Origin of the sequence: Halosegnis marinus (assembly GCF_029338355.1) — an archaeon.
Taxonomy (GTDB): Archaea; Halobacteriota; Halobacteria; order Halobacteriales; family Haloarculaceae; genus Halosegnis; species Halosegnis marinus.
The window spans coordinates 1,179,542-1,203,913 of record NZ_CP119802.1 but is presented as its reverse complement, the minus strand read 5'-3'; the positions used below and the strand labels follow the sequence as shown (position 1 = coordinate 1,203,913).

At 68.6% G+C, this 24,372-nt stretch carries 23 protein-coding genes, 2 tRNA genes and 3 rRNA genes; 8 read left to right on the top strand and 20 right to left on the bottom strand.

Going from position 1 to position 24,372, the window contains the following annotated elements:
- The first annotated feature begins 29 nt into the window (after nt 1–29).
- Nucleotides 30–1,304, top strand: a complete 1,275-nt coding sequence (locus tag P2T37_RS06695; protein WP_276236023.1) for a dihydroorotase — start codon at nt 30–32, stop codon at nt 1,302–1,304.
- On the opposite strand, the gene P2T37_RS06690 is transcribed toward P2T37_RS06695, so the two are convergent.
- Together P2T37_RS06690 and P2T37_RS06685 are read right to left on the bottom strand one after the other, a co-directional pair.
- Complete coding sequence (locus tag P2T37_RS06690) at nt 1,296–1,838, bottom strand: GNAT family N-acetyltransferase (protein WP_276236022.1); 543 nt, start codon at nt 1,836–1,838, stop codon at nt 1,296–1,298. The two genes, P2T37_RS06695 and P2T37_RS06690, sit on opposite strands and share 9 nt — an antisense overlap.
- Entirely contained in the window at nt 1,835–2,203 is a 369-nt protein-coding gene (locus P2T37_RS06685; protein ID WP_276236021.1) for a universal stress protein, read from the bottom strand. Before P2T37_RS06685 ends, P2T37_RS06690 begins: the two co-directional genes overlap by 4 nt.
- Before the next feature lie 99 nt (nt 2,204–2,302).
- On the opposite strand from P2T37_RS06685, the gene P2T37_RS06680 reads away from it, so the two are divergent.
- The gene (locus P2T37_RS06680) at nt 2,303–2,665 is read left to right on the top strand and encodes an SHOCT domain-containing protein (RefSeq protein ID WP_276236020.1); all 363 of its coding nucleotides are present in this window, start codon (nt 2,303–2,305) and stop codon (nt 2,663–2,665) included.
- Nucleotides 2,666–2,732: 67 nt separating this feature from the next.
- Nucleotides 2,733–3,362 (top strand): DUF5806 family protein, encoded by a 630-nt coding sequence (locus P2T37_RS06675; RefSeq protein ID WP_276236019.1) that lies wholly within the window; start codon nt 2,733–2,735, stop codon nt 3,360–3,362.
- On the opposite strand, the gene P2T37_RS06670 is transcribed toward P2T37_RS06675, so the two are convergent.
- The 8 genes from P2T37_RS06670 to P2T37_RS06635 form a co-directional block, all read right to left on the bottom strand.
- A complete protein-coding gene (locus P2T37_RS06670) occupies nt 3,359–3,826 on the bottom strand; it encodes a DUF7529 family protein (protein WP_276236018.1) in 468 nt (155 codons plus the stop codon). The genes P2T37_RS06675 and P2T37_RS06670 overlap by 4 nt on opposite strands.
- 37 nt (nt 3,827–3,863) lie before the next feature.
- Nucleotides 3,864–4,298: a universal stress protein gene (locus P2T37_RS06665; RefSeq protein WP_276236017.1), complete on the bottom strand. Its 435-nt coding sequence runs from the start codon at nt 4,296–4,298 to the stop codon at nt 3,864–3,866.
- Nucleotides 4,299–4,401: 103 nt separating this feature from the next.
- A tRNA-Cys gene (locus P2T37_RS06660) sits at nt 4,402–4,475 on the bottom strand.
- A 142-nt stretch (nt 4,476–4,617) separates the two neighbouring features.
- A 5S ribosomal RNA gene (gene rrf, locus P2T37_RS06655) occupies nt 4,618–4,739 on the bottom strand.
- Between the two features lie 131 nt (nt 4,740–4,870).
- Nucleotides 4,871–7,784 (bottom strand): 23S ribosomal RNA (locus P2T37_RS06650).
- Nucleotides 7,785–7,967: 183 nt separating this feature from the next.
- Nucleotides 7,968–8,039 (bottom strand) — tRNA-Ala (locus tag P2T37_RS06645).
- 137 nt (nt 8,040–8,176) lie between these two features.
- Nucleotides 8,177–9,643, bottom strand: a 16S ribosomal RNA gene (locus P2T37_RS06640).
- Together the 16S, 23S and 5S rRNA genes with 2 tRNA genes alongside form the textbook arrangement of a ribosomal RNA operon.
- Nucleotides 9,644–10,470: 827 nt before the next feature.
- Nucleotides 10,471–10,782 (bottom strand): non-histone chromosomal MC1 family protein, encoded by a 312-nt coding sequence (locus P2T37_RS06635; protein ID WP_276236016.1) that lies wholly within the window; start codon nt 10,780–10,782, stop codon nt 10,471–10,473.
- Nucleotides 10,783–10,988: 206 nt separating this feature from the next.
- Between P2T37_RS06635 and P2T37_RS06630 the strand changes: the two genes are divergently transcribed.
- Entirely contained in the window at nt 10,989–11,186 is a 198-nt protein-coding gene (locus P2T37_RS06630) for a SymE family type I addiction module toxin (protein WP_276236156.1), read from the top strand.
- 39 nt (nt 11,187–11,225) lie between these two features.
- The gene (locus tag P2T37_RS06625; protein WP_276236015.1) at nt 11,226–12,278 is read left to right on the top strand and encodes a quinone-dependent dihydroorotate dehydrogenase; all 1,053 of its coding nucleotides are present in this window, start codon (nt 11,226–11,228) and stop codon (nt 12,276–12,278) included.
- Nucleotides 12,279–12,332: 54 nt separating this feature from the next.
- Here the strand turns inward: P2T37_RS06625 and pheT are convergent, their stop codons facing one another.
- The 4 genes from pheT to P2T37_RS06605 form a co-directional block, all read right to left on the bottom strand.
- Nucleotides 12,333–14,039 carry a phenylalanine--tRNA ligase subunit beta gene (pheT, locus tag P2T37_RS06620; RefSeq protein ID WP_276236014.1) on the bottom strand — a complete coding sequence of 569 codons (1,707 nt, stop codon included), beginning with the start codon at nt 14,037–14,039 and terminating at the stop codon, nt 12,333–12,335.
- Nucleotides 14,039–15,541: a phenylalanine--tRNA ligase subunit alpha gene (gene pheS, locus P2T37_RS06615; protein ID WP_276236013.1), complete on the bottom strand. Its 1,503-nt coding sequence runs from the start codon at nt 15,539–15,541 to the stop codon at nt 14,039–14,041. Before pheS ends, pheT begins: the two co-directional genes overlap by 1 nt.
- Before the next feature lie 219 nt (nt 15,542–15,760).
- The gene (locus P2T37_RS06610) at nt 15,761–16,933 is read right to left on the bottom strand and encodes an NAD(P)/FAD-dependent oxidoreductase (RefSeq protein ID WP_276236012.1); all 1,173 of its coding nucleotides are present in this window, start codon (nt 16,931–16,933) and stop codon (nt 15,761–15,763) included.
- A 48-nt stretch (nt 16,934–16,981) separates the two neighbouring features.
- A complete protein-coding gene (locus P2T37_RS06605) occupies nt 16,982–18,601 on the bottom strand; it encodes a tryptophan--tRNA ligase (RefSeq protein WP_276236010.1) in 1,620 nt (539 codons plus the stop codon).
- Nucleotides 18,602–18,834: 233 nt separating this feature from the next.
- On the opposite strand from P2T37_RS06605, the gene P2T37_RS06600 reads away from it, so the two are divergent.
- Together P2T37_RS06600 and P2T37_RS06595 are read left to right on the top strand one after the other, a co-directional pair.
- Nucleotides 18,835–19,392, top strand: a complete 558-nt coding sequence (locus P2T37_RS06600; RefSeq protein WP_276236009.1) for a hypothetical protein — start codon at nt 18,835–18,837, stop codon at nt 19,390–19,392.
- The gene (locus tag P2T37_RS06595; RefSeq protein ID WP_276236007.1) at nt 19,389–20,087 is read left to right on the top strand and encodes a class I SAM-dependent methyltransferase; all 699 of its coding nucleotides are present in this window, start codon (nt 19,389–19,391) and stop codon (nt 20,085–20,087) included. The genes P2T37_RS06600 and P2T37_RS06595 overlap by 4 nt, the downstream gene beginning before the upstream one ends.
- Here P2T37_RS06595 and endA read toward each other — a convergent pair.
- The 5 genes from endA to larB all read right to left on the bottom strand — a co-directional run bounded on the left by endA (nt 20,084) and on the right by larB (nt 23,218).
- Nucleotides 20,084–21,118, bottom strand: a complete 1,035-nt coding sequence (gene endA / locus P2T37_RS06590; protein WP_276236006.1) for a tRNA-intron lyase — start codon at nt 21,116–21,118, stop codon at nt 20,084–20,086. The genes P2T37_RS06595 and endA overlap by 4 nt on opposite strands.
- Nucleotides 21,119–21,182: 64 nt before the next feature.
- A complete protein-coding gene (locus P2T37_RS06585) occupies nt 21,183–21,887 on the bottom strand; it encodes a topoisomerase DNA-binding C4 zinc finger domain-containing protein (RefSeq protein WP_276236005.1) in 705 nt (234 codons plus the stop codon).
- A 26-nt stretch (nt 21,888–21,913) separates the two neighbouring features.
- Nucleotides 21,914–22,159: a GIY-YIG nuclease family protein gene (locus P2T37_RS06580; protein ID WP_276236004.1), complete on the bottom strand. Its 246-nt coding sequence runs from the start codon at nt 22,157–22,159 to the stop codon at nt 21,914–21,916.
- Between the two features lie 44 nt (nt 22,160–22,203).
- Entirely contained in the window at nt 22,204–22,359 is a 156-nt protein-coding gene (locus P2T37_RS06575; protein ID WP_276236003.1) for a DUF7563 family protein, read from the bottom strand.
- A gap of 85 nt (nt 22,360–22,444) precedes the next feature.
- The gene (gene larB, locus P2T37_RS06570; protein WP_276236002.1) at nt 22,445–23,218 is read right to left on the bottom strand and encodes a nickel pincer cofactor biosynthesis protein LarB; all 774 of its coding nucleotides are present in this window, start codon (nt 23,216–23,218) and stop codon (nt 22,445–22,447) included.
- A 164-nt stretch (nt 23,219–23,382) separates the two neighbouring features.
- On the opposite strand from larB, the gene P2T37_RS06565 reads away from it, so the two are divergent.
- Nucleotides 23,383–23,550 (top strand): DUF1931 domain-containing protein, encoded by a 168-nt coding sequence (locus P2T37_RS06565; protein ID WP_276236000.1) that lies wholly within the window; start codon nt 23,383–23,385, stop codon nt 23,548–23,550.
- A 61-nt stretch (nt 23,551–23,611) separates the two neighbouring features.
- Here the strand turns inward: P2T37_RS06565 and rpiA are convergent, their stop codons facing one another.
- Nucleotides 23,612–24,313: a ribose-5-phosphate isomerase RpiA gene (rpiA, locus tag P2T37_RS06560; protein ID WP_276235999.1), complete on the bottom strand. Its 702-nt coding sequence runs from the start codon at nt 24,311–24,313 to the stop codon at nt 23,612–23,614.
- Nucleotides 24,314–24,372: the final 59 nt, after the last annotated feature.

Genomic DNA, 24,372 nt, shown 5'->3' with positions numbered 1-24,372 from the left:
TTTACCGCGGTCGGTCGCCGAGTCGGCGTATGCTCTTCGAGAACGCGACGCTCGCCGACGGCCGCGTGGAGGACGTGCGTGTGGCCGGCGAGACGGTCGCCGCCGTCGGGGCCGACCTCGACGCCGGGGCGGACGAGCGGGTCGTGGACGCGACCGACCGACTGCTCCTGCCGGGGATGATAGACGCCCACGTCCACTTCCGCCAGCCCGGCTTCCCGCACAAGGAGACGTGGGCCACCGGGTCGCGCTCGGCGGCCGCGGGCGGCGTGACGACCGTGGCCGACCAGCCGAACACCGAGCCCCCGACCGTGGACGGCGCGGCGTTCGACGCGAAGGCCGACCTCGCCGCGGCGTCGCTCGTGGACTTCGGCATCAACGGCGGCGTCACGGCGGCGTGGGACCCCGACTCGCTGTTCGACCGCCCGCTGTTCGCGCTCGGCGAGGTGTTCCTCGCGGACTCGACGGGCGACATGGGCATCGAGGCCGACCTGTACGCGGACGCCGTCGAGCGCGCGGCGGCGGCGGGCGCCCGGGTCACCGTCCACGCCGAGGACGCGACGCTGTTCGACGAGTCGGCGCGCGAGCGCGACGACGCCGACGCGTGGAGCGCCTACCGGACCGCCGAGGCCGAGGCCGTGGCCGTCGAGCGCGCCTGTCGGGTCGCGGCGGAGGCGGGCGCGACGGTCCACATCGCCCACACCTCCACGCCCGAAGGCATCGACGCCGCCGCCGAAGCGGGGATGACCTGCGAGGTGACGCCCCACCACCTGCTCCTCTCGCGCGACGACCTCGAGGAACTGGGCACGCACGGCCGGATGAACCCCCCGCTCCGGAGCGAGGAACGGCGCGAGGCCGTCTTCGAGCGGGTCGCGGACGGAACGGTCGATATCGTCGCGACCGACCACGCACCCCACACCCGCGCGGAGAAGGACGCCGGCATCTGGGACGCCCCCTCGGGGGTGCCGGGCGTCGAGACGGCGCTCCCGCTCCTGCTCGAACGCGCGCGACGGGGGGACCTCACCTACGAGCGGGTGCGCGACCTCACGGCCGCGAACCCCGCGGCGGTGTTCGACCTGCCGAACAAGGGCCGGGTCGCCGAGGGATACGACGCCGACCTCGTGCTCGTGGACCCCGAGGGGTCGCGGCCGGTCCGGGCCGCGGACCTCCACACGAAGTGCGACTGGACGCCGTTCGAGGGACGCGACGCCGTGTTCCCGGAGCTGACGCTCGTGCGCGGGACGGTCGTGTACGAGAGGGGTGAGGGGTTCGGCGACGCTGCGGGCGAGAACGTCCGGTCAGCGTAGGCGCGCCGACATCTCCAGTTCGAAGCTCCCGGTGTCGGAGGGCTCGAACCCCACCTTCTCGTAGAGGCCGACCGCGGCCCCGTTCCACCGTTCGACGGTGAGCCAGACCCGCTCCGCGCCGTCCTCGCGCCCCGCGCCGAGCAGCCCCTCGATGAGCCGCGACCCGATGCCCGCTTCCTGATACTCGTGGAGGACGAAGATGGCGAGTTCGTAGGCGTCGTCGTCGCCGCCGCCGTCGTCGAAGTCGGGAACGAGCGTGGCGTGGCCCACCACGCGGTCGCCGTGCCACGCGACGACGTTGGTCCCCGCGTCGGTGACGATGGTGTCGAGCCACTTCCGGACGTTCGTCTCGCCCGTCGGCGGGATACCCTGCGCGCGGTCCTCCGGGTCGAAGGCGACGTACATCTCCACGAGCGCCTCGCGGTCGGCCTCGCGGAAGCGCCGCACCTCCACCTCGCGGCCGTCGCGGTCGGTGAACGCGCGCGGCGGCGGCTCGTACGGGCCGGCGACGTCGTCCGGATAGACGCGGCTCATCGGACGAGCGTCACCGAGACGGGCGCGTTCAGGAGGACGAACTCCGCGATGGAGCCGAGCTGTATCTTGCCGAGCGGACTGGTCTCGCCGCCGCCCAGCACGATGCGGTCGAACCCCTCCGCCTCCGCGAGGTCGACCAGCGCGCTTCCGGGGTCGCCCGCGACCGGCCGGACCTCGGCGTCCAACCCCGCGTCGGCGAGCCGCTCGCGCGCCCGCTCCGCGACCGCCGACTGCGACGGCTCGGAGTCCGGGTTGTCGAGGACCGCGACGACGAGGTCGTCGCCGGCCTCCAGCGACCGCTCGATGGTCCGGTCGAGCGCCCGTATCGAGTCCTCGCTCCCGCCGATACCCAACAGCACGTGCATGCGCCCGGCAACGCCGGCCGGGGGCAAAAGCGTCCCGGCGACGACGCGGGGACGGCGCGATGGCGGCGCGCTTTTGTCCCGGGGCGGCGACCCCTCGGTATGGGCGTCGCCGAGAACCTCCGGACGCGGGCCGACGAGGTGACCGTCTTCCTCGTGCTCGGCGCGGGGTTTCTCGCGCTGTTCGCCGGCTACCCGTACTTCTGGGCGATCTGGGTCATCGGGTTCGCGGTGGTGCTCCCGCTCGTGAGCATCCTCCTCGGGCTCGACGACGAGGAGGAGGAACCGGACGACGACGTCGAGGAGGGAGAGGACGCGCTTGACGCGCTCAAGCGGCGCTACGCCGACGGCGACCTCTCCGACGAGGAGTTCGAGCGGCGGCTCGAACGCCTGCTCGAAACCGAGAACCGCGAGGACGCGGCGGCCTACATCGAGCGGCGCGAGCGCGACGCGGAACGGGAGTGAGCGCGCGTCCGACACACGGCGGACGCTCGCCGACACGCTTTTTCGGAGCCGTACCCGAGTCGGAGCCATGACCGACGCGTCCGGAGCCGAGGAGGAGCGGACCGACCTGACGAGCGCCGTCCGACGGGTCGACGAGGGGGAGACGGAGGCGAGCGCCGAGGAGGTTCCCGAGGACGTCCGCGAGTACGCCCGCTTCTCGAAGATAGACGGCGCGACGTACGACCGGGCGAACGAGTTCCTCCGCGACCGCACCTACATCACCGCCCGCGAGTGGGCCATCGCGCGGCTGTGTGCCGACTTCCGCACCGAGACGGGCGTCGAGATGACGAAGATCGGCGAGAACCTCCCGCGCCTCGTCCCCTTCATGACGGACACCTACTCCCCGCAGGCCGTCAATCAGGCCCGCTCGTCGTTCGAGGGGAAGGTCCGGAAGGCCGGCGCGACGTTCCTCTACGGCGCGATGTGCGACTTCTTCACCGCCGAGGAGCTCGACGACCTGATGTACGAGGTGACGGAGGTCGCGAAGTTCCTGTTGGAGGTGGAGGGCGTCGAACTCTCCGTGGACGAGGAACTCGCCGCGGAGGACCGTATCTCCGAGGTGATGCGCGAGGTGCGCTCCCACTCCGCCGCGCTGCGCCACGACGAGGTGACGTGCCCGGAGTGCGGCCACACCCACGACGTCACCGCGGACGACTAGTCGGCGTCGAACCGCTCGTCGGGGAGGAAGGCCGCCGGGTCGTCGTGCTCGAACGTCACCGTATCGCGTCCCGACAGCCCCCGAACCCGGGTGTAGAGGACGCCGTCGTGTTTCCGTAGCTCACCTTCCTCCTCGCGCGTCCGCTCGTAGTACAGCGGGACGAGCGCCGCGGCCTCGCCGTCCGCGCTCTCGACAGCCACGCCGAGCAGTACGAGGTCACCCGCGATGCGTCTGAACACGTCGGTCGTGGGGAACTCGCGGCCCGCAACGAGGTCGGTAAGCGCCGCGTGCTCGTCGTCCGGGACGACGGCGACGAGACCGAACGGGCCCGCGTCGGCCGGAACGACGGTTACGTCGGCCGGTTCGACCGTGACCACCGTCCGGCCCTCCTCGCGGTACTCCTCGGCGGCCGCGTCGACGACCTCCAGCAGTCGCCGCCACGGCGCGGTCGGGTCGCTGCTCATACGCGGCGCTGGAGGGGAACGGGAAAGAGACTCACGGTCACACCGACAGCACCGGCTGGGACGCGTGCGCGAGGACGTACTCGGCCGCCTTCTCGATGACCGCGCTCGGGTCGCCGGTCAGCGGCTCCCGCGGAACGACGAGGAAGTCCGCCGCCACGTCGTCCGCGGCGTCGAGGATGACGCTACCGGGATGCCGCGAGAGCTGCGACAGCGAGAAGCCCGCGGCCATCGCTCGGCTCACCGGCACGTCGCCGGCCATCCGCTGTACCTCGTCCAGGAACGCCTCCGATTCGGCCGCGACCTCCTCGTCCGCCAGGTCCCCGGCTTCCACCCCGCGGACCATTCCCTCGCCCAACACGTACAGCGCGTGGACCGACGCCCCGTACGCGTCGGCTATCGCGACGCCGTACTCGACGGCCGCGACCGACTCCTCGCTCCCGTCGACGGGAACGAGGACCGTCTCGATCTCCATACCCCCGCTGGACCGGCGGGGAGCAAAAAGCCACCGCGGACGGGGACGCATCCCGGCGGTCGTGTGGAGAATCGCCCCAGCAGCCGCTCCGTGTCTCGGACCAAGCCAAGGGCCGGATTCGAACCGGCGTGTAGTCGCTCTGCAGGCGACCGCGTAAGGCCACTCTGCCACCTTGGCGCAGTCGTCGGTAGTGTACTGCCTCGGTTAAGTATAGCGGTCGGCGGTGCCGCCGCTGGGCGGTTCGCGTCGGAGCCATCGGCTCCGTCCGTAAATGAAAACGGCCCCACGGGCGCGGTGCCCGTGAGGCCGTGATATGATTGGCAGGCGGCGAACCGGATTTCCCAGAGGCTCGCGCACTCCAGTACTCGCCGGAACGCTGGCGGGCTTATCTTCCGTGTTCGGGATGGGTACGGGAGTGTCCCCGCCGCTATGGCCGCCTTAACGCCGATTCGCGGAGTCGAACCGCGATCCCCGCGTGGGGAACGCCTGTATCGGTGGTGCATGTGATGATGCAACCGTATGCATGTGCAATCCAGTTTGCGCCTGGACCCGTTCAATGGGTCAGTGCGATGATTGAGTGGCTTCGTCCGTTAGTACTCGCGGGCTGAACACCTCGTTACCTCGGTGCGTACACCCCGAGTCTATCGATCTCGTCTTGTACGAGTGGACTCAGTGGTACCTCTTTTCCAGGTGGGTTTCGAGCTTAGATGCGTTCAGCTCTTACCCCGTGTGACGTAGCTGCCCGGCACTTGCCCTCTCGGACAACCGGTACACCAGTGGTCACCATTCGTAGTTCCTCTCGTACTATACGAACGTTCCCGTCAGGTACCAAAACACCCCCAGTAGATAGCAGCCGACCTGTCTCACGACGGTCTAAACCCAGCTCACGACCTCCTTTAATAGGCGAACAACCTCACCCTTGCCCGCTTCTGCACGGGCAGGATGGAGGGAACCGACATCGAGGTAGCAAGCCACGCGGTCGATATGTGCTCTTGCGCGTGACGACTCTGTTATCCCTAGGGTAGCTTTTCTGTCGTCGATTGCCCGCATCGGGCAGGCAAATCGGTTCGCTAGACCACACTTTCGTGTCAGCGTTCCTCGTTAGGAAGAACACTGTCAATCCACCTTTTGCTCTTGCACTCTTCTTCGGGTTCCCGACCCGAATGAGGTGGACTTAGGGCGCGCTCGATATCCTTTCGAGCGCGTACCGCCCCAGTCAAACTGCCCGGCTATCGGTGTCCTCCTCCCGGAGTGAGAGTCACAGTCACTGACGGGTAGTATTTCACTAGTGGCTGGGTGGCCCGCTAGCGCGGGTACCTCTGTAATGCCTCCTACCTATTCTGCACATCAGCGACCATGTCTCAGCGACAGCCTGCAGTAAAGCTCCATAGGGTCTTCGCTTCCCCCTGGGGGTCTCCAGACTCCGCACTGGAACGTACAGTTCACCGGGCCCAACGTTGGGACAGCGGCGCTCTCGTTGATCCATTCATGCAAGCCGCTACTGAAGCGGCAAGGTACTACGCTACCTTAAGAGGGTCATAGTTACCCCCGCCGTTGACAGGTCCTTCGTCCCCTTGTACGGGGTGTTCAGATACCTGCACTGGGCAGGATTCAGTGACCGTACGAGTCCTTTCGGATTTGCGGTCACCTATGTTGTTACTAGACAGTCGGAGCGCCCGAGTCACTGCGGCCTGCCCATTTCCTGGGCAGGCATCCCTTATCGCGAACTTACGGGACTAATTTGCCGAATTCCCTAACGTCGGTTGTACCCGACAGGCCTTGCCTTTCTCCGGCATGAGCACCTGTGTCGGATCTCGGTACGGTTTCCATACTCGCCTTTTCACGGGCCCTAGGTTGAACCGGCTTACGCTATCCTGCCGTTCTTCCGCTTCGTGCCGTTACGGCTTCCACGGAGTTGGACAGTTCGACCACGCGAAGGCGTGGCCCGGTTGACCCCAAGGCGTCAGCTTTCAATGTATGGAAGCGCTGGAATATTAACCAGCTTCCCAATTTGTCCGTCTCGAATTACGAACGGACTTAGGACCGGCTAACCCTCGGCTGACAAACATTGCCGAGGAACCCTTGCTCATTTGGCCGTCGAGATTCTCACCCGACTATCGCTGCTACTATGGCCAGGATTTTCTTCACCGATCGGTCCACTCGAACTCTCGCCCGAGCTTCCGCCCAATCGGAGTGCCAACCTACACGAGCACCCTGTAACGGGTGCGGCTAGGTCTCGGTAGTGGACTTGAGCCCCGATCATTTTGGACGCCCCAAACCTCGGCCGGTAAGCTGTTACGCTTTTCTTAGAGGGTAGCTGCTTCTAAGCTCACCTCCCGGCTGTCTAGGGCTCGGGACCATCTTCAATCGCACTTAGTCCACATTTGGGGACCTTAACCCAGCTCTGGGTTGTCTCCCTTACGCTGCACAAGCTTACCCCGCGCAGCGGACTCCCTGCGTCAACGGCGTCCGTGAGTTCGGAGTTTGACAGGAAGGTGAACTCCTCTCGGAGTCCACGCTTCCAATCGGTCGCTCTACCCCACGAACTACCTCAACAGAGGTAATGCTTCGACATTTTTCGGTTGGAACCAGCTGTTTCCAGATTCGATGGGCCTTTCACCCCTACACACAGGTCACGGGAGGGTATTGTAGGACACCAACCCTAACGGACCTCCACGTAGCTTTCGCCACGCTTCGTCCTGCCCGCGCGTAGATCATCTGGTTTCGGGTCGTACCCGTTTGACTCCCCGCGCTTGAACACGGTGGCCCTGGCAATGCTGCGGCCGTATCGGTTTCCCTACGCCTTCCTGGGTACACCAGTTAGACTCGTCAAACAGGTACACTCCCTGGCTCGTTTTTCAAAACGCACGACGGAACATCGGCTCCTCTCGGTTCCTACTGCGGAATCGCTTCCGGGTCGTTTTCCGAGAGGCCTTTTATGCCCCGTCGCTCGATCGCCACCTGATTTCAGGCCCTATTGCACCTCCCTTCTCGGGGTGCTTTTCAGCGTTCGTTCACACTACTTGTTCGCTATCGGTCTCAAGTCGTACTTAGTCTTGGCAGTCGATGCCTGCCGAGTTCCCGAGGAATTTCCAATCCCCGGTACTCTGGTACTGACGCACGACGTACTGCACAACGATACGGGTCTGTCACCCTGTATCGAGCTCCGTTCCAGGAGACTTCTCGTTGCGGGTCGGTCGATGAAAGTCAGCCCTAACACCACATTGGCCGAAGCCTTCGGTTTGGACTGTGTCGCGTTCACTCACCGTTACTGACGACGTCACGTTCGTTTTCTCTTCCAGCTCCTACTAAGATGTTTCAATCCGGAGCGTTCCCTATTGCGCGAAGCAATTGTAGAGGGATTCCCATTCGGAAATCCATGGTTCTTCGCCTCCGTGCGGCTCCCCATGGCTTATCGCAGCTTGGCACGTCCTTCGTCGGCGCTTGAGCCGAGCCATCCACCAGGCGGCACAGTAGCCACGATCACTGAGCACAGTGAACGGGTCCAGTGAGCGCCTGGATTGCACGTACATACGGTTTCATCGCGGCACCCGGTTGCAAGCCGGTGTGCACATCCACCCTTCCCACCCCGCTCGCACGGCGTGGTGCATCGGTCGTACATCGGACGAACACGGTGCCACACATAAGGGGCACGGTTCGTCGCGTACATGGACCCACGGGGAGTCGAACCCCGGGCATCCTCCTTGCAAAGGAGGCACTCTACCACTGAGCTATGGGCCCTGGCAGCCGCGACCGGTAGCTACGCGTCGAGCGAGTAGCGGTCGCGACTGTAGCCCTGATGGTTCTAAGGTGCCCGGTCGGTGTCGCCGACCGAACCCACGAAGGTGGGCCGGGGTGAAACCCCGGTCCCGGTCTTTAGGAGGTGATCCAGCCGCAGATTCCCCTACGGCTACCTTGTTACGACTTAAGCCCCCTTGCGGAGCCCAGATTCGACCGTCGTGCGACGGCCTCATCCGGACCCCACTCGGGTGCTTTGACGGGCGGTGTGTGCAAGGAGCAGGGACGTATTCACCGCGCGCTTCTGACACGCGATTACTACCGAATCCAGCTTCATGCGGGTGAGTTTCAACCCGCAATCCGAACTACGACCAGGTTTAGGAGATTAGCTTCGCCTCTCGGCGTCGCGTCCCATTGTCCCGGCCATTGTAGCCCGCGTGTTGCCCAGCTCATTCGGGGCATACTGACCTACCGTTGCCCGTTCCTTCCTCCGCCTTGGCGGCGGCAGTCCCCCTAGTGTACCCAGCCATCGCGAGATGCTGCTGGCAACTAGAGGTGCGGGTCTCGCTCGTTGCCTGACTTAACAGGACGCCTCACGGTACGAGCTGACGGCGGCCATGCACCTCCTCTCAGCAGCGTCGAATAAGGTCATCAACCTGATCGTCATCACTGCTGTCGGAGCTGGTGAGATGTCCGGCGTTGAGTCCAATTAAACCGCAGGCTCCTCCGGTTGTAGTGCTCCCCCGCCAATTCCTTTAAGTTTCATCCTTGCGGACGTACTTCCCAGGCGGCTCGTTTCACGGCTTCCCTACGGCACAGCGCAGGCTCGTAGCCTGCGCCACACCTAACGAGCATCGTTTACGGCTAGGACTACCCGGGTATCTAATCCGGTTCGAGACCCTAGCTTTCGTCCCTCACTGTCGGATCCGTTCTCCTGAGGCGCTTTCGCCACCGGTGGTCCGTCCAGGATTACGGGATTTCACTCCTACCCCGGACGTACCCCTCAGGTCTCCCGGTCCCAAGCCACGAGGTTTCCGCCGGACGCCTACTGGTTAGGCCAGTAGATTTCCCGACGGACCTACGCGGCCAGCTACGGACGCTTTAGGCCCAATAATATCGGCCATCACTTGGGCTGCCGGTGTTACCGCGGCGGCTGGCACCGGTCTTGCCCAGCCCTTATTCGTGTACCACCTTACGGTACACAAAAGCGTAGGCTCTATGCCTACGCACTCGGTGTCCCCCTATCGCACTGTCGTGCAGTGTAAAGGTTTCGCGCCTGCTGCGCCCCGTAGGGCCCGGAATCTTGTCTCAGATTCCGTCTCCGGGTTCTCACTCTCATGACCCGTACCGATTATCGGCACGGTGAGCCGTTACCTCACCGTCTACCTAATCGGCCGCAGCCTCATCCTATGGCGCCGGAGCGTTTGGCGCTCCCAGCATTCAAGCTCGGGAGCGCTATCCGGGATTAGCCACAGTTTCCCGTGGTTATCCCAGTCCATAGGGTAGATCGGCCACGTGTTACTGAGCGGTTTGCTACGTTAGACGTGCAACTTGCATGGCTAAATCGGACACCGATAGCAATGGCCTCCGGCAGGATCAACCGGAATGTTCTCCAGCGGATGCTGGAGGGTTAGGCGGGACACATCTCCGAAGAGATGTGTATATCGCTATCTGTGGGATCGGTCGGCGACACCATACCGGGTGTCACCGAACCATCAGGGCTAACATCAGATTCGATCGTGTACGGCGGACCGCAGGGGTCGAATCCTCATTTCCTTCGGACCTGAACATACCCCTCGACGGGTCATAAACCCATCGAAGCTCGTTCGGGACCGAGACGAGACGACCGTCGAAGGCCATCTCGGTCACGTCGTGTGCGTTCCATCCGAGTGCCCTGTTACGTATAAGGCCGTCGGATTCGTCGCCGCGCCGTGCCCCGGTTGACCCGGGAAGCGCGTATTTGAATCCGAGCGCCCGTTCACGTATAAGGGCGTCGGAACGGAAGCGTGCTGTCACAGCCCGTCGGAGACGGGTGCGAGCGTGTTCCGTCCGAGTGCCCTGTTACGTATAAGGACATCGAATCGAACTCCGGCTTCGCGCACCGACCGAGTCGGAACGCGGGACACCGAGACGGTGTCCGGGCGGCGCGTCCCCGAGGGGAACGCCCCGCGCCTGTCACATCACAGTCGATGGGAGTGATACACTTAACCCCGTCGTATCGGGGGCGCTCCGTCATGCGGTTTCATGGCCCGGACACTCATGGTGAACCGTGCAGGATAGCGCGTCCGCTCGCGGCGTGGTGTCGCGCGGCCGGAGAACGGACCCTCACTCCGCGCTCGTACGCACGGTCGGGCCGGATGAGTGCCGCGCGTCCGTGCGTACGCGCGACGCGACTAAAGTGGCCCCGATACGCCGTCGAAAATGGGGGAGGAGTTCAGATCTCGTCGAGATGCTCGATGCCCTTCTTCGAGACGTTCGCCTCGGTTATCTCCGAGGGCATCCAGTCCGGCTTGTCGTCGGGAGCCGTCTCGTGCCAGGCCCAGCCGTCGTAGATGTGGACCTTCTTCGTCCCTTTCTCGCGGAGCCGGAGCTCCGTGTGTTCGGCGTGCTGTTCCGTGTCGGCCGGGTCGAGTCGTCGGGCGGCCTTCAGTGCCGCCTGTCTCGGGGTCCGTCCCGAGAAGACGCTCGTCTCGTTGCCGGTCGCGTCGCGCAGTGCGAAGTTCCGCTTGTCGTCGTCGGGAGCCATTTTGTATCGCCTCCATGATACCCGTGAACAGGGTGCATCTTAAACGTATCCCCCAAAACCGGGAGAAGGCGCGCGTTTCTTTAAGTTCTCGCCGGGGTTCGGGCCGGACTCGCGTCGAGCGGTCGGGGAACCGACAGCCGTCGTCCCCGTACGCACCACGGTACACTTATGTAGCCAGTGTGGCCAACGACACACCAACAACCGCGATGGTCCGCAAGAAGAAGCTCAGCCCGAGTGGCGCGAAGGACGAGAACGGCGAGTACCACAACGTCCACGTGAACCTCCACGAGGACGAGCTCGCCGTCGCCGGCCTCGACATCGGCGACGAGGTCTTCGTCCGTGTTCGCGACGGAAAGATCATCATCCAGAAGGCCGACCCCGACGAGGTCGAACACGAGTTCTGACCGGACCGCCTTTGCCCTCCCCGTTCCCCTTCTCATCCGATGCGTGCCTACGACGCGGTGAAGCCGGCGCTGTTCTCCCTGCCGGCCGAGACCGCACACGGACTCGGTCACGCGGCGCTCCGACTGGTACAGGACACGCCCGTCGCCGCGGCGCTCGCCGACCGGCTCGTCGTCGACGACCGGCGCCTCGAAACCGAGGCCTTCGGGCAGTCGTTCCCCAACCCCGTCGGCGTCGCCGCCGGCTTCGACAAGAACGCGGAGGTCCCGGCGGCGCTCGCGGCGCTGGGCTTCGGCCACGTCGAGGTCGGCGGCGTCACGGCCGAGCGCCAGCCCGGTAACCCGAGGCCGCGGATGTTCCGCCTCCGCGAGGACCGCGCGCTCGTCAACCGGATGGGGTTCAACAACCACGGGGCTGACGCCGTCGGCCCGCGACTCGCCGCGACCGACTGCCCGGTCCCCGTCGGCGTCAACATCGGGAAGTCGAAGTCCACGCCCCTCGACGAAGCCGCCGCCGACTACCGGTACACCTACGAGCGCACGCGCGCGGGCGGCGACTACTTCGTCGTGAACGTCTCCTCGCCGAACACGCCCGGCCTCCGGGAACTCCAGAACCGCGAACCGCTGGAACGGATACTCACGACGCTCCAGGACGCGGGAGCGTCTCCTCTCCTGTTGAAGCTCTCGCCCGACCTGGCGCCCGCCGCCGTCGAGTCAGCGCTCGCGGTCGTGAACGACCTCGGACTGGACGGCGTCGTCGCGACGAACACGAGCGTCCGCCGGCCCGCCTCGCTCCGCTCGAAGAACCGCGTCGAGGGGGGCGGCCTCTCGGGCAAGCCCGTCGAACGGGAGGCCACCCGCATGATACGCTTCGTCGCCGAGCGCACGGACGTGCCCGTCGTCGGCGTGGGAGGCGTCTCGGACGCGGAGGGCGCCTACGAGAAGATACGCGCGGGCGCGAGCGTCGTCCAACTGTACACCGCGCTCGTGTACGAGGGCCCGACGGTGGCCCGCGACATCAACCGCGGCCTGCTCGACCGCCTCGAACGGGACGGCTTCGACTCCGTCGAGGACGCGGTCGGCGCGGACCTGTAAGCAGTCACGCGTGCGCGCCGCGCGGGGACGCGGGGGAGCGCACGCACGCGACGGTTACGAGAGCGCCGCGAGGTCGAACTCGAAGGCCGCGACGGGCAGTTCGAGGTCGTGTTCGACCAGCACGCGGGGGTGGAGTTCTCCGACGACGCCGACCGTCTCGCCGTCGACGACGACCGCGGCCGCCCGCCCGTCGATGAAGGAGGGGTGGTCCGTGGCCGGCGTCTCGACCGACTTGCCGAACGCCGAGGTCAACGCCGTGAGCCGCGCCTTCGCGTCCTCGTAGGATGCGTCCGTGCGCGCGAGCGCGGCCGCGACGGTGCGCCGCTCGGCCACGCCCGTGGACGCCTCGTCGTCGCGCTCCGCGGCGAAGCCGATCTCCGCGACGTCCTGCGGGTAGCTCCGGTGGGTGTTGTTCTCCAGCACCATCGCGAGCGACGGGAGCGCCCACGTCCGGAGCATCGTGTAGTCCTCGCTGTACGGCCCCTCGATGGAGACGGGCGCGCCGCCGCCGACCGCGTCGTCGCCCGGGGCGACGCCCATCCGCTCGTAGTTCTCCGCCTCGGAGATCATGTGGAAGTTCAGCAGGTCCTCGAAGCCGAGGCCGACGAGCGTCTCGCGGGCCGCCCGCTCCAGCTTCGAGCGGTCGTGGCGGCCCCCGACGGTGGAGACGTCCGGGTAGCGGGGTTCGAGTTCGTTGAAGCCGTAGGCCCGACCGGCGTCGTCCACGAGGTCGGCGGGATGGAGCACGTCCACGCGGTACGGCGGTATCGTCACCTCGTAGGAGAGGCCGCCGGACTCGTCCGCGTCGGCGTCGAGCCCCGACCGCTCGAACAGGTCCACCGCGTCGCGCCCGGAGAGGTCGATGCCGAGCGTCGATTCGATGCGCTCGTGGGTGACCGTCTTCGTCCGGGTGTCGAGCGCCGGCCGCACGAGTTCGCGGTCCGGGTACGCGATATCGACCTCTTCCACGCGCCCGCCGCGGGCGTCGAGCGCGTAGCAGACGATGGTGAGCATCCGGTCTATCGTCCACTGGTCGGTGCCCGTCATCTCGACGAGCAGGTCGCGCGACCCCTCGTCCACCTCGGTTCGCTTCCCGTTGATGACCGGGGGGAACGAGAACAGCCCGATGTCGTCGTAGATGGCCGGGTACGTCGCGTACTCGCTCACGAGGTCGGCGTACGTCTCGCCGACGGGGTGGTCCGAGAGGACCTCGGCGGGCGTCATGTCCGTGTCCGCGTCCAGCGGGACGAACCGGTCGCCGTCCGGGTCGATGCCCGTGTAGGTGATGGTCTTCGCCCGGTCGTCGCTCGCCGACCGCCCCTTCACCATCGCGAGGTCGTGGATCCCGATGGCCCCCTTCGCCCGCTTGCGCCCCATCGTCGCGTGGAGCTTCTCCTGGAGCTGGATGAGCGACTCCAGTTTCCCCGCGGTCATGTCCACGCCGCGGATCACGGCGGCGGTGACGTACGGCCGCTCTGCGGGCACGTCCTCGACCTCGACGGTCCACTCCGCGTCGTTCGTCTTCGGGACGTAGACGCCGCGGTCGTCGCCGTACTGGTAGCGCAGCGACCGGGCGACCCCCTCGACGGAGAGGCGGTCCAGCCGGTCGGGCGCGAACTCCAGCTGGAACGCGCCGTCGTCCGTCTCGCCCTCGAACTCCAGCCCGAGGCCGAACAGGTCCTCCTTCAGCTCCTCGTCGCCCTTCTCGTCGTGGCCGGTCAGGTCACGGAGCTCGTCGGGGTCGATCTCGACGACGGGCATCAGTGCACCACCTCCACGTTCCGCAGGAGGTCGAGGTCACACAGCGTCCCGTGGACGTCGCGGATGTCCTCGAAGCCGTACATGAGCATGAGGAGCCGTTCGAGCGCGAGCCCCCACGCCATCACGTCGCACTCGACGCCGAGCGGTTCGAGCACCTCGTCGCGGAAGATGCCGGAGTTCCCGATCTCGACGATTTCGCCCGTCTCCGGATGGGTGCCGAACAGCTCGAACGACGGCTCGGTGTAGGGGTTGTAGTGGGGTTTGAACTCGATGTCCGTGATACCGAACTGCGAGTAGAACTCCTCGAAGGTGCCCATCAGGTCGCGCACGGAGAGGTCGTCGGCCATCACCCACCCCTCTATCTGGAAGAACTCCAGCAGGTGGGTCGGGTCGAGCGTGTCGTTGCGGTACACCTTCTCGACGGAGAAGAACCGCTGTGGCGGCTCCAGTTCGCCGACCTGATACCCCGAGAGGTAGCGCATCGACAGCGAGGTAGTGTGGCCGCGCAGCGCGACCTCCTCCGCGAACTCGCGGCTCCACGGGGAGTGGTACCCCTCGCCGTCCGGCCCGACGCCGTTGCGGTGGGCGTCCTCGACGCGCCCCACGAGGTCGTCCGGCAGGTCGTCCATCGGGTCCACGTCGAGCGTGAACCGGTCCCAGTGGGTCCGTGCCGGGTGGTCCTGCGGCATGAACAGCGCGTCGTTTATCCAGAAGTCGGCGTCGGCGTGGGGGCCGTCCATCTCCTCGAACCCCATCCCGACGAGGGTGTCCTTCACGGCCTCGGCGGTCTGCCGGAGGATGTGGCTCCGGCCGCCCGTCACGGGTTCGGCGTCGGCCTCGACGTTGTACTCGGCGAACTCCACGTCCTCCCACTCGCCGGAGGTGAGCATCTCGGGGGTGAGCTGGCCCACCGTCTCGGCCGTCTCGACGCCCTCCATCAGCGCGGTGACGCCGTCGTCGGTGAGCGTCACGGCGCGCTCCGTGACCTCCGAACGGTCGAGCAGGCCGCGCTCGGCGAGGCGGTCCGCGACCTCGGGGTCGGGGTCGTCGGCCGCAGCGACGGCCGCGAGCGCCGCGGTCTCGGCGTCGGCGTCCGGGTCGGCGTCGCCCTCGGCCGAGAGCTCCCCGGAGTCGATGCGGCCGAGCCCCTTCCGGGCGAAGTTCGACAGCGCGATGTCCACTTCCGGGCCTTCGAGCCCCGACGCGCCGATGACGCGGCCCATCGAGACGGGGTCGTCGGCCGCGCCGGCCTCGACCGCGGCGCGGTAGAGACGGAGTTCGGGGAGTCCCGACTCCAGATACGTCTCCCCCTCGTCGGTGAGCGCGTACGACTCCTCGGTGCGCTCCTCGACGGCGACGAGGCCCTCGTCCGCGAGTTCGAAGGCCGCGCGGGTGACGGCCTCCGGTTTTTCGCCGGTCTCCTCGGCGAGCTGTTCGACGGTCCTCGGGTCGGTCGCGCTCGCGGCTTCGAGGAGCGCGACCTCCGTTGCGGGTAGCTTCATTCGATTGTCTTCGGCTGTGTGCGTCGCTCAGTTAGCGGTTCCGACTCCGAAACGGCGGTTTCCGCGGGACGGCCCGGTAGGGGCGGTCCCGTCTCCACCCCGTTCAGGAGCGGGAGAAGAAGCCGAACCCCGGACTCGGCGGTTCGCGCGCGACGCGTCGGGCACGGGATTCGGGTGCCATACCGGCCCTCGCGCGCGGCGGCGCAAAAGCGTTGTGCGTCAGGCGACGTGGCGCTCCGCCTCGGTGTCGCCGTCGAAGCGGTCGCGGCCGAGCCCCGACACGTCCACGTGCGTCGCCGCGCCGTCGAGACACAGCTCCGCCACGACCCGCCCCGTCGCGGGCGCGTGCTGGAAGCCGTGGCCGGAGAAGCCCGCGGCCGTGACGACTCCCGGCCGCGACACCTCCACGACGGGATGGTGGTCCGGCGTGACGGCGTAACAGCCGGCCCACCCCCGCCGGATGCGGGTCTCCGGGCCGAAGTAGCCGGCCGTCTCGCCCGCGCGCTCGCACGCGGTCACGGCCCAGTCAGTGTCCATCCCCGTCGCGTAGGTGTCGGGGTCGACGTCTGGGTCCGAGGCGGCGGCCTCGCCCCCGAAATGCCCCCCGACCAGCGCCCGCCCCTCCCGTTCGGGCCGGAAGTACGACCCCGAGTCGAGGTCGATGGTGAGCGGGACGGACTCGGGGACGGGGGTTTCGGGGTCCACGACGGCGACCTGTCGCCGCCGGGCCGCGACGGGGAGGTCCACCCCGGCCATCGCCCCGACCCGCGCGGCCCACGCGCCCGCGGCGTTGACGAGGACGTCGCACCCGATTCTTCCGTCCGGCGTCGTCACGGTCACGTCCGCCGTCCGGTCGGCCGCGCCGCCGGCGACCTCGAGGTTTGTGACAGGGGTGTTCGTGCGGATATCGACCCCCGCCTCGCGCGCGGCGGTCGCGTACCCCTGCAGGGCGAGGTGTGGGTCGGCGAAGCCGTCGGTCGCGGCGTAGGAGGCGAGTTCGTACCGCTCGGCGCGCAGCTCCGGACAGTGTTCGTGCGCCTCGTCGGGGGTCAACAGTTCGGTCTCCGCGCCGGCATCACGCTGGACGGCGACCGCGTCGCGGAGGTCCGCCGCGGACGCCCCGTCGCGCGCGAGGAAGAGGTACCCCGGCCGCCGGAAGGCGATGTCGACGCCGAACCGCTCCTCGAACGTCTCCCACACGGGGAGCGAGGCGAGCGAGAGGTCGACGTTGACGCGGGTGGAGAACTGGGTGCGAATGCCGCCCGCCGACCGCTCGGTGTTGCCCGCGCCGAGCGACCCGGCCTCGCAGACGACGACCCCGACGCCGCGCTCGGCGAGCGCGTGCGCGGCCGACAGGCCGACGATGCCACCGCCGCAGACGACGACGCGCATGGCTGTCGGGGGCGGGCCGCGGACAAGAAGGTTTCCCGGCTCCCCGGCTCAGTCGCGCCGCCGGGGACTCTCCACGTCGATGTCGAGTTCGTCGAGGACGGGGCGCATCTCCTCGCGCTTCTCCTGGTGCTCGTCGAGGAACTCGCGCATCATCTCGGCGGCCTGCTCCTTGCAGCCGCCACAGAGGCGCTCGCCGCCGACGCACTCCTCGTACACCTCGGTCGCGAACTCGTCGTCGTCGCCCGCGAGCAGGTAGGCGTACAGTTCGTAGACGGGACACTCGTCGGCCTCCCCGCCGAGTTCGCGCTGCTCCTCCGCGGTGGAGCGGCCGCCCGTCGTCGCGGACTTCACCTTGTCGTACCCCTCCTCGGGGTCGTCGAGCAGGCTGATGTGGGAGGCGGGCACCGAGGAGGACATCTTCCCTCCCGTAAGCCCGGTCATGAACCGGTGGTAGACGGAGGAGGGCGCGCGGAAGGCGTGGCCGCCGTGGTCGAGTTCCACCTCGCGCGCGAGTTCCTCCGCCGCGTCGCGGGAGAGGTCGAAGGAATCGACGTGGCCCTCGAACACCCGTTTCTCGCCCTCGACGGCCTCGATGAGCGCGTCGAACGCGGCGTCGGTCGCCCGGCGGTCGAGGAAGCGCACGCGCGGGCGGACCGGCTCCTTCCCGGCGTTATCGAGTTTGTCCACGACGCTCGCGCCGGCCTCCCCGGCGTGGTGCTCGCGGAGGTAGTCGGCGGCCTCCTCACACCGCACGTCGGCGTCGTCGCCGCCGAGCGCGTCGTACGCCTCGCGGACGAGGACGCGCTCCTCGGGTTCGGCCTCGAAGCTGGCGTACGCCTCGGTCACCTTGAAGTAGCGCATCCGCTCGGCGAGGTCGCGCGCCAGCCGGACGTGCGGGTCCTGGTCCGGCCCGACGGGGATGACGGTCGGCATCGGCTCGTCGAGTTGCGGGTAGAGGATGTCCGCCATCTGGGTGATGACGGACTGCATGTGCGAGACGTTCGTCTCGCCGTCGAAGCCGTACAGTGCCTGCATCTCCGAGAAGTTCGCCTCCGCGCCGAGTTCGAACGCGAGGTTCTGGAGCCGGCGGTTCCCCGACTGCCGGTATATCTCCCCCTCCTCGGGGTCGAAGCCGAGGGCCAAAAGCGAGAGGAGGTACTCCTCGGTGTTCGCGTCGATCTCGGCCCACGTCATGCCGCGCGCGGCGTGGGCTTCGAGGTCGGCGACGAGCGCGTACGCCTCGCCGCCCTGCTCCTGGTGGTAGACGATCTCGTCTATCATCAGCTTGTGGCCGATGTGGGGGTCGCCGGTCGGCATCCACCCCGAGAGGACGGCGAACGGGTCGTCGTTGCGCATCGCCTCGGCGACCGGGCCGTAGTCGCGGTGGCCGAAGATGACGCCGCGGCGCATCAGGTAGTGGGGGTTCGGCACCTCGGGCAGCACGGCGTCGAACTCCTCGATGCCGAACTGCTCGAACAGTTTCCGGTAATCTGCGACGCTCGCCGAGCCCCACGGGTCGAGGGCGACGTCGTCGGCACCTGCTGCGCTCCCGCCGTCGGGCAGGGCCCGACGAGACTCGCGGTCGCTCCCCGACCCCTCGCCGCCGTCCGCGAGGAGGTTCTCGCGCGGCGGGAGGGACTCGCCCTCGTCGCGGCGTTCGTCGGCCATGTCGTCCCCGAATCGGACGCCGTCGCGCAAAAGCGGTTCGCTCCCCCGTAGCCGTTCCCGCGCCGGGGGAAGAACTAAACCCGAGGGGTGCGAAATAGTAAGTAAGGAGAAAAGTAAATCCTCGCGACAGTTTTTTGCCGTGGGAGCCAGTAGGCCGAGAAGCCGCCGGAACAGCCACGGGCACGTCGGGACGACGGTTCACAGCCACGGACGACGAGAGACATCCACACCACATGACGGATTCAACACCATTCGACGGCGCGGTATCGGCGACGGACGACGCGGTCGGGTCGCTCGACGACCCCGAGGCGGCCGCGGCGCAGCGCGGTATCGAGGTCGACGCGCTCTCGGTCGAGCACGGGGGCGACGAAGCGTGGGAGAACCACCCGGAACACGGGACCGCGGGGCGGGCCGTCGTCGGCGCGACGGACAACGACGGGCGACTGCTCGCCGGCGTCGCGGACGACGGCGCGGCCTACCCGCTGACGGACACGGTGCCGCCCGAGGGCGACTTCGCGGCGGCGGGTCGCGCGTTCGTCGCGGGGGCGACGGGGAGCGACGCGACCCTGACGGAGGTGCGGGCGGTCCGCGCGGTCGAGCACACGGTCGACGGGGCGGTCCGCGTGCGGACCCACCACGTCGTCTTCGGGGCACGCGTCGCGGACGACACGGTGCGCGACGGCCTCTGCGAGACGAACCCGCTGACGCTCCGGTGGCTCGACGCCGTCCCCGCGGCGACCCCGGCGGGGAGCGTCCGCGACGACCTCGCGCTGTTCGTGGGGGCCGAATGAGCGCGGACGCCTTCGACTGGGAGGGGTACTGGCGCGACGCGGGCGACGCGGAGTACGACGAGTCGGGGCCGAGCGCGGGCCACGTCTCGGACGTGCTCTGCGAGTTCGTCGCCGGGAGGCCGGCGGGGCCGGTCGCGGACGTGGGATGCGGGCCGGGCGCGGCGACGTTCGCGCTGGCCGAGCGGTTCCCCGACCGCGAGGTCGTCGGCTACGACACCGCCGAGGCTGTGCTCGCCGAGAACCGCGAGCGCGCGGCCGACCGGGGCCTCGACAACGTCTCGTTCGAGCGGGCCACGCTCCCGGCGTTCGACCCCGACCGCGAGTTCGCGGTCGTCGCCTGTCACTTCACCCTCCTGTACGTGCGCGACGTCGAGCGAGCGCTCTCGAACCTCCACGACGCGGTCGCGCCGGGCGGCGCGCTCGTGTTCAACTACGGGAACCGGGCGCTCCGCGACTTCCTCCGGGTCGCGGCGGACGACCCGCACGCGCACACGGACCGACCGTTCGTGTTCGACCCGGAGGACTACACGGCGCGGTTCGGCCCGCTGCTGGAGGGCGACAGCGTGCTCTCGCGGGAGCGTATCGACGACGCCGTGGGGACGTGGCCCCGCGACGTGTACACAGTAGTGGAGCGGCCCGACGTGCGGTGGGCGTGGCACCACCTCCCGCACGTGTTCGTCCCGAACCCGGACTAGGGCGTGAGCCGCTGGACGGCGAGCCACCGCACGTCGGCGTCGGGGTCCACGTCCGGCCCGTGTTCGGTGCCGTCGGTGAACGCGAACACCATCTCCTTGCGGACGCCGTGGGCCAGCCGCACGTCGAGCGAGAGGTCCCGCGGCGCGAAGGTGTGGTCGGTCGGCAACACCCGGACCAGCCGCTCGGAGTGGCCGAGGTCGGAGACGCTCGACACGTCGGAGTAGGTGCGGAAGTCCGCGCCGAACTTGAAGCCGGTCTTGGGGACGACGCCGCTCGCGCGCAGCGCGGCGTACACCGTGAGCCGGCGGTCGAACCGCTCGCCCTCCGCCTCGCGGCCGCGGTCGAGGACCGACTCGCGACCCGCGTCGAACGAGAGGGCGTCGCGCTCCGCGAGGTACGCCCCCTCCACGAGCGAGAGCTGGACGGCGGTACGGTCCTCGTCGAGCGGCTGGCCGTAGAAGCCCCGCTCGTACAGTCCGTCCGGGGGTTCCCAGACGACGACGCGGTCGTCAAGCAGCGCGGCGTCGGTTCGCGGCCCGGCGTCGTGGCGCGACCCGCCCTCGAACGAGGGGCGCGACGTTTCGAGGTAGGTGAGCTCCGACTCCTCGTCCACGACCGCGAGCACGAGGTCGCCGAGCGCGTCGGCGGGGACGGACTCGCGCTCCGCGACGACGCGCACCCGGTACTCGACGGCGTCGTCCCACGGGCCGTCGCCGCGCGGGTAGACCACGAAGTCACAGCCCTCGGGGTCGTCGACCCACCCCTCGCGCGCCGGCGAGAGGTAGAAGCCGCGGTCGCGGAGGTCCTTGTACACGATGAAGCGGCTGGCGATACCCTCCCCCTCGAAGAACTCCCGGAAGCCGCGCCCGTCCACGGCGTCGAGGTCGCCGCGGTAGAGCAGGTGGGCCGCCTCGACCAGCGAGAGCGCGAGTCCCCCGTCGTCGGGACGGCCGTACCCCCGCGAATCGTAGAACCGCTCGCGACCGTCCGGCCCCAGGCGGACGAGGTCCCCCTCGACGTGTGCGTCCATGTATCGGGGGACGCGGGGCAGGAGTCAAAAACCTACGGAGACGGCGGTATCGTGGGTGAGACGACTATCCGTCGCACTCGCGGTCGAGACACGCACCCCCGAAGGTGGGCAGGCCGCACGCACAGGTGCCGTCGTGTTCGGCCGCCGGGAGCGCGAACGCCGCCTCGCAGTCCGGGTAGGCGTCGCAGCCGAGCAGGAGGCCGCCGGCCCGCACCACCCGGAGGTCGTCGCCGCAGTCGGGGCAGTCGAACGCGCGGTCGAAGCGCTCGCGGACCGCGTCGTCGAGCGACTCGCAGGAGCGGTCGGCACACACCTCGAAGCGGTCGCCCCGGACGGCGACCACTCGGGGGAGGCCGCAGTCGCAGCGCTCGTCGAGCACCTCGGCGCCGGCCGGGAGCACGTACTCGCGGTCGCAGTCGGTACACGCGAGCGTCCCCGAGCGGGCGACGAGCGCCCCGTCGCAGTCCGGACAGGCGCCGGCGGGGTCGCCCGCCGCGGAGACGGGCACGCGGACGTCGACGCTCGTCTCGTGGAACAGGACGCGGAGGCGGTCGTCGCCGTCGCGGGCGTCGAGCGTCGGCGGGTCGCCGGCGACGACGGAGGCGTCGGGCCGGGTGAGCCACGCGACGGGGCGGTACCCCGCGGCGTCGTGGAGCAGAACGGTGTCGTCGGGCTTTCTGAGACAGACGACGCGGCCGCGCGTCTCGCGTGCGCGGTCCCCGTCGAAGGTGGCGGTGCAGTCGCCGGCGATGAGGCGGGCGTGTGACACGCGGGGCGTGGCCGCGTTCCCGTACTTCAACCCTCGCGGACCAGCCGCTCCTTCGCGGCCCGCGAGAGCTGTTTGATCTCGTACTCGCGGCTCATCGCCGCCGACTTCGTGTCGAACGACTCGACGTGGACGAGTTCGACCGGCGTGCGCCCCCGCGTGTACTTCGCGCCCTCGCCGGCGTCGTGTTCCGCGACCCGTCGCTCCGGGTCGGTGGTGTAGCCCGTGTAGAAGGTGTCGTCCGCACAGACGAGCACGTAGGCGTAGTGACTCACGGTCGGTGAGAGGGCACCCCTGTGGTTAAGGGGCAGTGCCGCGATCAGATCTGTGATTGGTACGCACGCTCCCGCGAGACCTCGGCGATACCGGCGTTCGCCGAGCAGTTGGGGCAGGCCCGGAGTTCCCCGCCGTCGTCCGTGAAGACGCGGGCGAAACCCTCCGAGACGTGCGCGTCACAGTGGTCGCACGTGGGCATTGGTTCGCCGACCCGAGTGGTCCGTGTCGGCATGCGGTAGTTGGGTTCGGACACACAAATACCCTCGCTAAGGGGTGACGTGGGCCTACGTCCGTTCAGTTCGCGCGTCGTGAACTGCCCGGGCGACGAGCCCCGCCTGCGCCCCGGCCACGAACCCGGCATCGACGTTGACGACCGCGAGCGGCGTACACGACTGGAGCATGCCGGACAGCGCCGCCTCCCCCTCGCCGCCGTGGCCGTAGCCGGTCGAGACGGGGAGGCCGATGACCGGCGCGTCGACCAGCCCCGCGACCACCGTCGGGAGCGCCCCCTCCCGGCCGGCGGCGACGACGAGCACGTCCGGCTCGCGGACCGCGTCGAGCGTGTCGAACAGCCGGTGGATGCCGGCGACGCCCACGTCGTCGACGCGCTCGACGGTCGCGCCCATCTCGCGGGCGACGACCGCGGCCTCCCCCGCGGGGCCGGCGTCGGAGGTGCCGGCGGTGACGACCCCGACCGTCGCGTCCAGGGCGGGCGGTTCGCTGTCGGGCAGCGCCGCGAGGAGCGTACCGGCCCGCTCGTCGCGCTCGGTTTCGACCGCGGGGTGGGCGTCCGCGAGCGCGTCGCGCGTCTCGGCCGCGGCCGCCTCGTCCGCGCGCGTCACGAGCGCGCGCCCGGTCGTCTCCACCGCGGCGACGGCGAGCGACGCCGTCTCCGCCGGCGTCTTCCCCTCGGCGATGATGCCCTCGGGGATGCCCGTGCGCGACCGCCGGGCGGCGTCGAACCGTCCCGCCTCGCCGGCCGCGTAGCCGCGCAGTTCAGCCTCGGCCGCTTCGGGCGAGGTCTCGCCCGCCGCGACCGCTTCGAGTAGCTCTCGCATACTCGCCCTGGGCGACCGGGCGCCCTGTGGCTGTCGCTGTGCGACCGGCTGTCGCGGATGCCGGAGAATCCTGCCCGGTTCCACACGGAGAACGACCGCGAGAAGGCCCCTACCGCCAGCCAATCAGGAAAGTATATAAGTCGCGTATGTTTACGCCGGCGTGTATGGCAGACCTGATCGTCAAGGCCGCTGTGAAGGAAGCGCTCGATGACATGAACGTTGCGTCGGACTTCTACGACGCGCTCGACGAGGAGGTCGCGGAGCTCCTCGACGACGCCGCCCGCCGCGCCGACGAGAACGACCGCAAGACGGTCCAGCCGCGCGACCTGTAAGTCCGGCTCTCGAGCGACAACAATCCCCGCTTCTTTGCGCGCTACCCGGGTAGCGGCGGCGCTATTCGGGCGAGGCCTCCAGCACCTCGACGCCGTCCTCGGTCCCGACGAACACCGCGTCCGCCAGCCCGCAGAACAGTCCGTGCTCCACGACCCCCGGCGTCGCCGACAGCGCCGCCGACAGCTCGTCGGGGTCGAAGCCGTCGAACGCGCAGTCGAGGACGAGGTTCCCGTCGTCCGTGACGACGGGGCCGTCCTTGTGTTCGGCCGCGCGCAGGGTCGGCTCCCCGCCCAGTTCGCGGACCGCCGCCGCGACGACCGGCCGGGCGTCCGGCACCACCGCCACGGGTATGGGCCCCGCGAGCGGGTCCGCGAGCTTCGAGGGGTCCGCGACCACGAGCAGGTCGTCGGCCGCCGAGTCGACGTACTTCTCGCGGGTGTGGGCGGCCCCGCCCCCCTTCACGAGGTCGAAGCCGCCCGGCCGCTCGCACACCTCGTCGGCCCCGTCGATGGCCACGTCGGGCGTCGCCTCCTCGAGCGTCGTCAGCGGCACGCCGACCTCGCGGGCCAACTGGCGCGACGCGAAGGAGGTGGGAATCCCGCGCACGTCGAGCCCCGAATCGGCCGCGCGACCGAGCGCCCGTATCGCGTGGGCCGCCGTGCTCCCCGTCCCGAGGCCGACGACCTGCCCGTCGGTCACCCGGTCGGCCGCGGCCTCGCCCGCCCGCCGCTTCGCCGCATCCGACCCGCCGGTCCGTTTCATACGCGCCCGTGCTCGCCGCGACGCCGAAAACCCCGCGGTCGCCGTCACCGTTTTGCCCC

Bases quoted from the DNA above. Each gene is read 5' to 3' on its own strand.
- rpiA (WP_276235999.1), bottom strand. From the start codon at position 24,313: ATGAAACGGACCGGCGGGTCGGATGCGGCGAAGCGGCGGGCGGGCGAG.
- P2T37_RS06665 (WP_276236017.1), bottom strand. From the start codon at position 4,298: ATGGAGATCGAGACGGTCCTCGTTCCCGTCGACGGGAGCGAGGAGTCG.
- pheT (WP_276236014.1), bottom strand. From the start codon at position 14,039: ATGCCCGTCGTCGAGATCGACCCCGACGAGCTCCGTGACCTGACCGGC.
- P2T37_RS06630 (WP_276236156.1), top strand. From the start codon at position 10,989: ATGGTCCGCAAGAAGAAGCTCAGCCCGAGTGGCGCGAAGGACGAGAAC.
- P2T37_RS06625 (WP_276236015.1), top strand. From the start codon at position 11,226: ATGCGTGCCTACGACGCGGTGAAGCCGGCGCTGTTCTCCCTGCCGGCC.
- P2T37_RS06685 (WP_276236021.1), bottom strand. From the start codon at position 2,203: ATGCACGTGCTGTTGGGTATCGGCGGGAGCGAGGACTCGATACGGGCG.
- P2T37_RS06575 (WP_276236003.1), bottom strand. From the start codon at position 22,359: ATGCCCACGTGCGACCACTGTGACGCGCACGTCTCGGAGGGTTTCGCC.
- P2T37_RS06695 (WP_276236023.1), top strand. From the start codon at position 30: ATGCTCTTCGAGAACGCGACGCTCGCCGACGGCCGCGTGGAGGACGTG.
- P2T37_RS06565 (WP_276236000.1), top strand. From the start codon at position 23,383: ATGGCAGACCTGATCGTCAAGGCCGCTGTGAAGGAAGCGCTCGATGAC.
- endA (WP_276236006.1), bottom strand. From the start codon at position 21,118: ATGGACGCACACGTCGAGGGGGACCTCGTCCGCCTGGGGCCGGACGGT.
- P2T37_RS06600 (WP_276236009.1), top strand. From the start codon at position 18,835: ATGACGGATTCAACACCATTCGACGGCGCGGTATCGGCGACGGACGAC.
- P2T37_RS06675 (WP_276236019.1), top strand. From the start codon at position 2,733: ATGACCGACGCGTCCGGAGCCGAGGAGGAGCGGACCGACCTGACGAGC.
- P2T37_RS06610 (WP_276236012.1), bottom strand. From the start codon at position 16,933: ATGCGCGTCGTCGTCTGCGGCGGTGGCATCGTCGGCCTGTCGGCCGCG.
- P2T37_RS06690 (WP_276236022.1), bottom strand. From the start codon at position 1,838: ATGAGCCGCGTCTATCCGGACGACGTCGCCGGCCCGTACGAGCCGCCG.
- pheS (WP_276236013.1), bottom strand. From the start codon at position 15,541: ATGAAGCTACCCGCAACGGAGGTCGCGCTCCTCGAAGCCGCGAGCGCG.
- P2T37_RS06680 (WP_276236020.1), top strand. From the start codon at position 2,303: ATGGGCGTCGCCGAGAACCTCCGGACGCGGGCCGACGAGGTGACCGTC.
- P2T37_RS06670 (WP_276236018.1), bottom strand. From the start codon at position 3,826: ATGAGCAGCGACCCGACCGCGCCGTGGCGGCGACTGCTGGAGGTCGTC.
- P2T37_RS06605 (WP_276236010.1), bottom strand. From the start codon at position 18,601: ATGGCCGACGAACGCCGCGACGAGGGCGAGTCCCTCCCGCCGCGCGAG.
- P2T37_RS06635 (WP_276236016.1), bottom strand. From the start codon at position 10,782: ATGGCTCCCGACGACGACAAGCGGAACTTCGCACTGCGCGACGCGACC.
- P2T37_RS06595 (WP_276236007.1), top strand. From the start codon at position 19,389: ATGAGCGCGGACGCCTTCGACTGGGAGGGGTACTGGCGCGACGCGGGC.
- larB (WP_276236002.1), bottom strand. From the start codon at position 23,218: ATGCGAGAGCTACTCGAAGCGGTCGCGGCGGGCGAGACCTCGCCCGAA.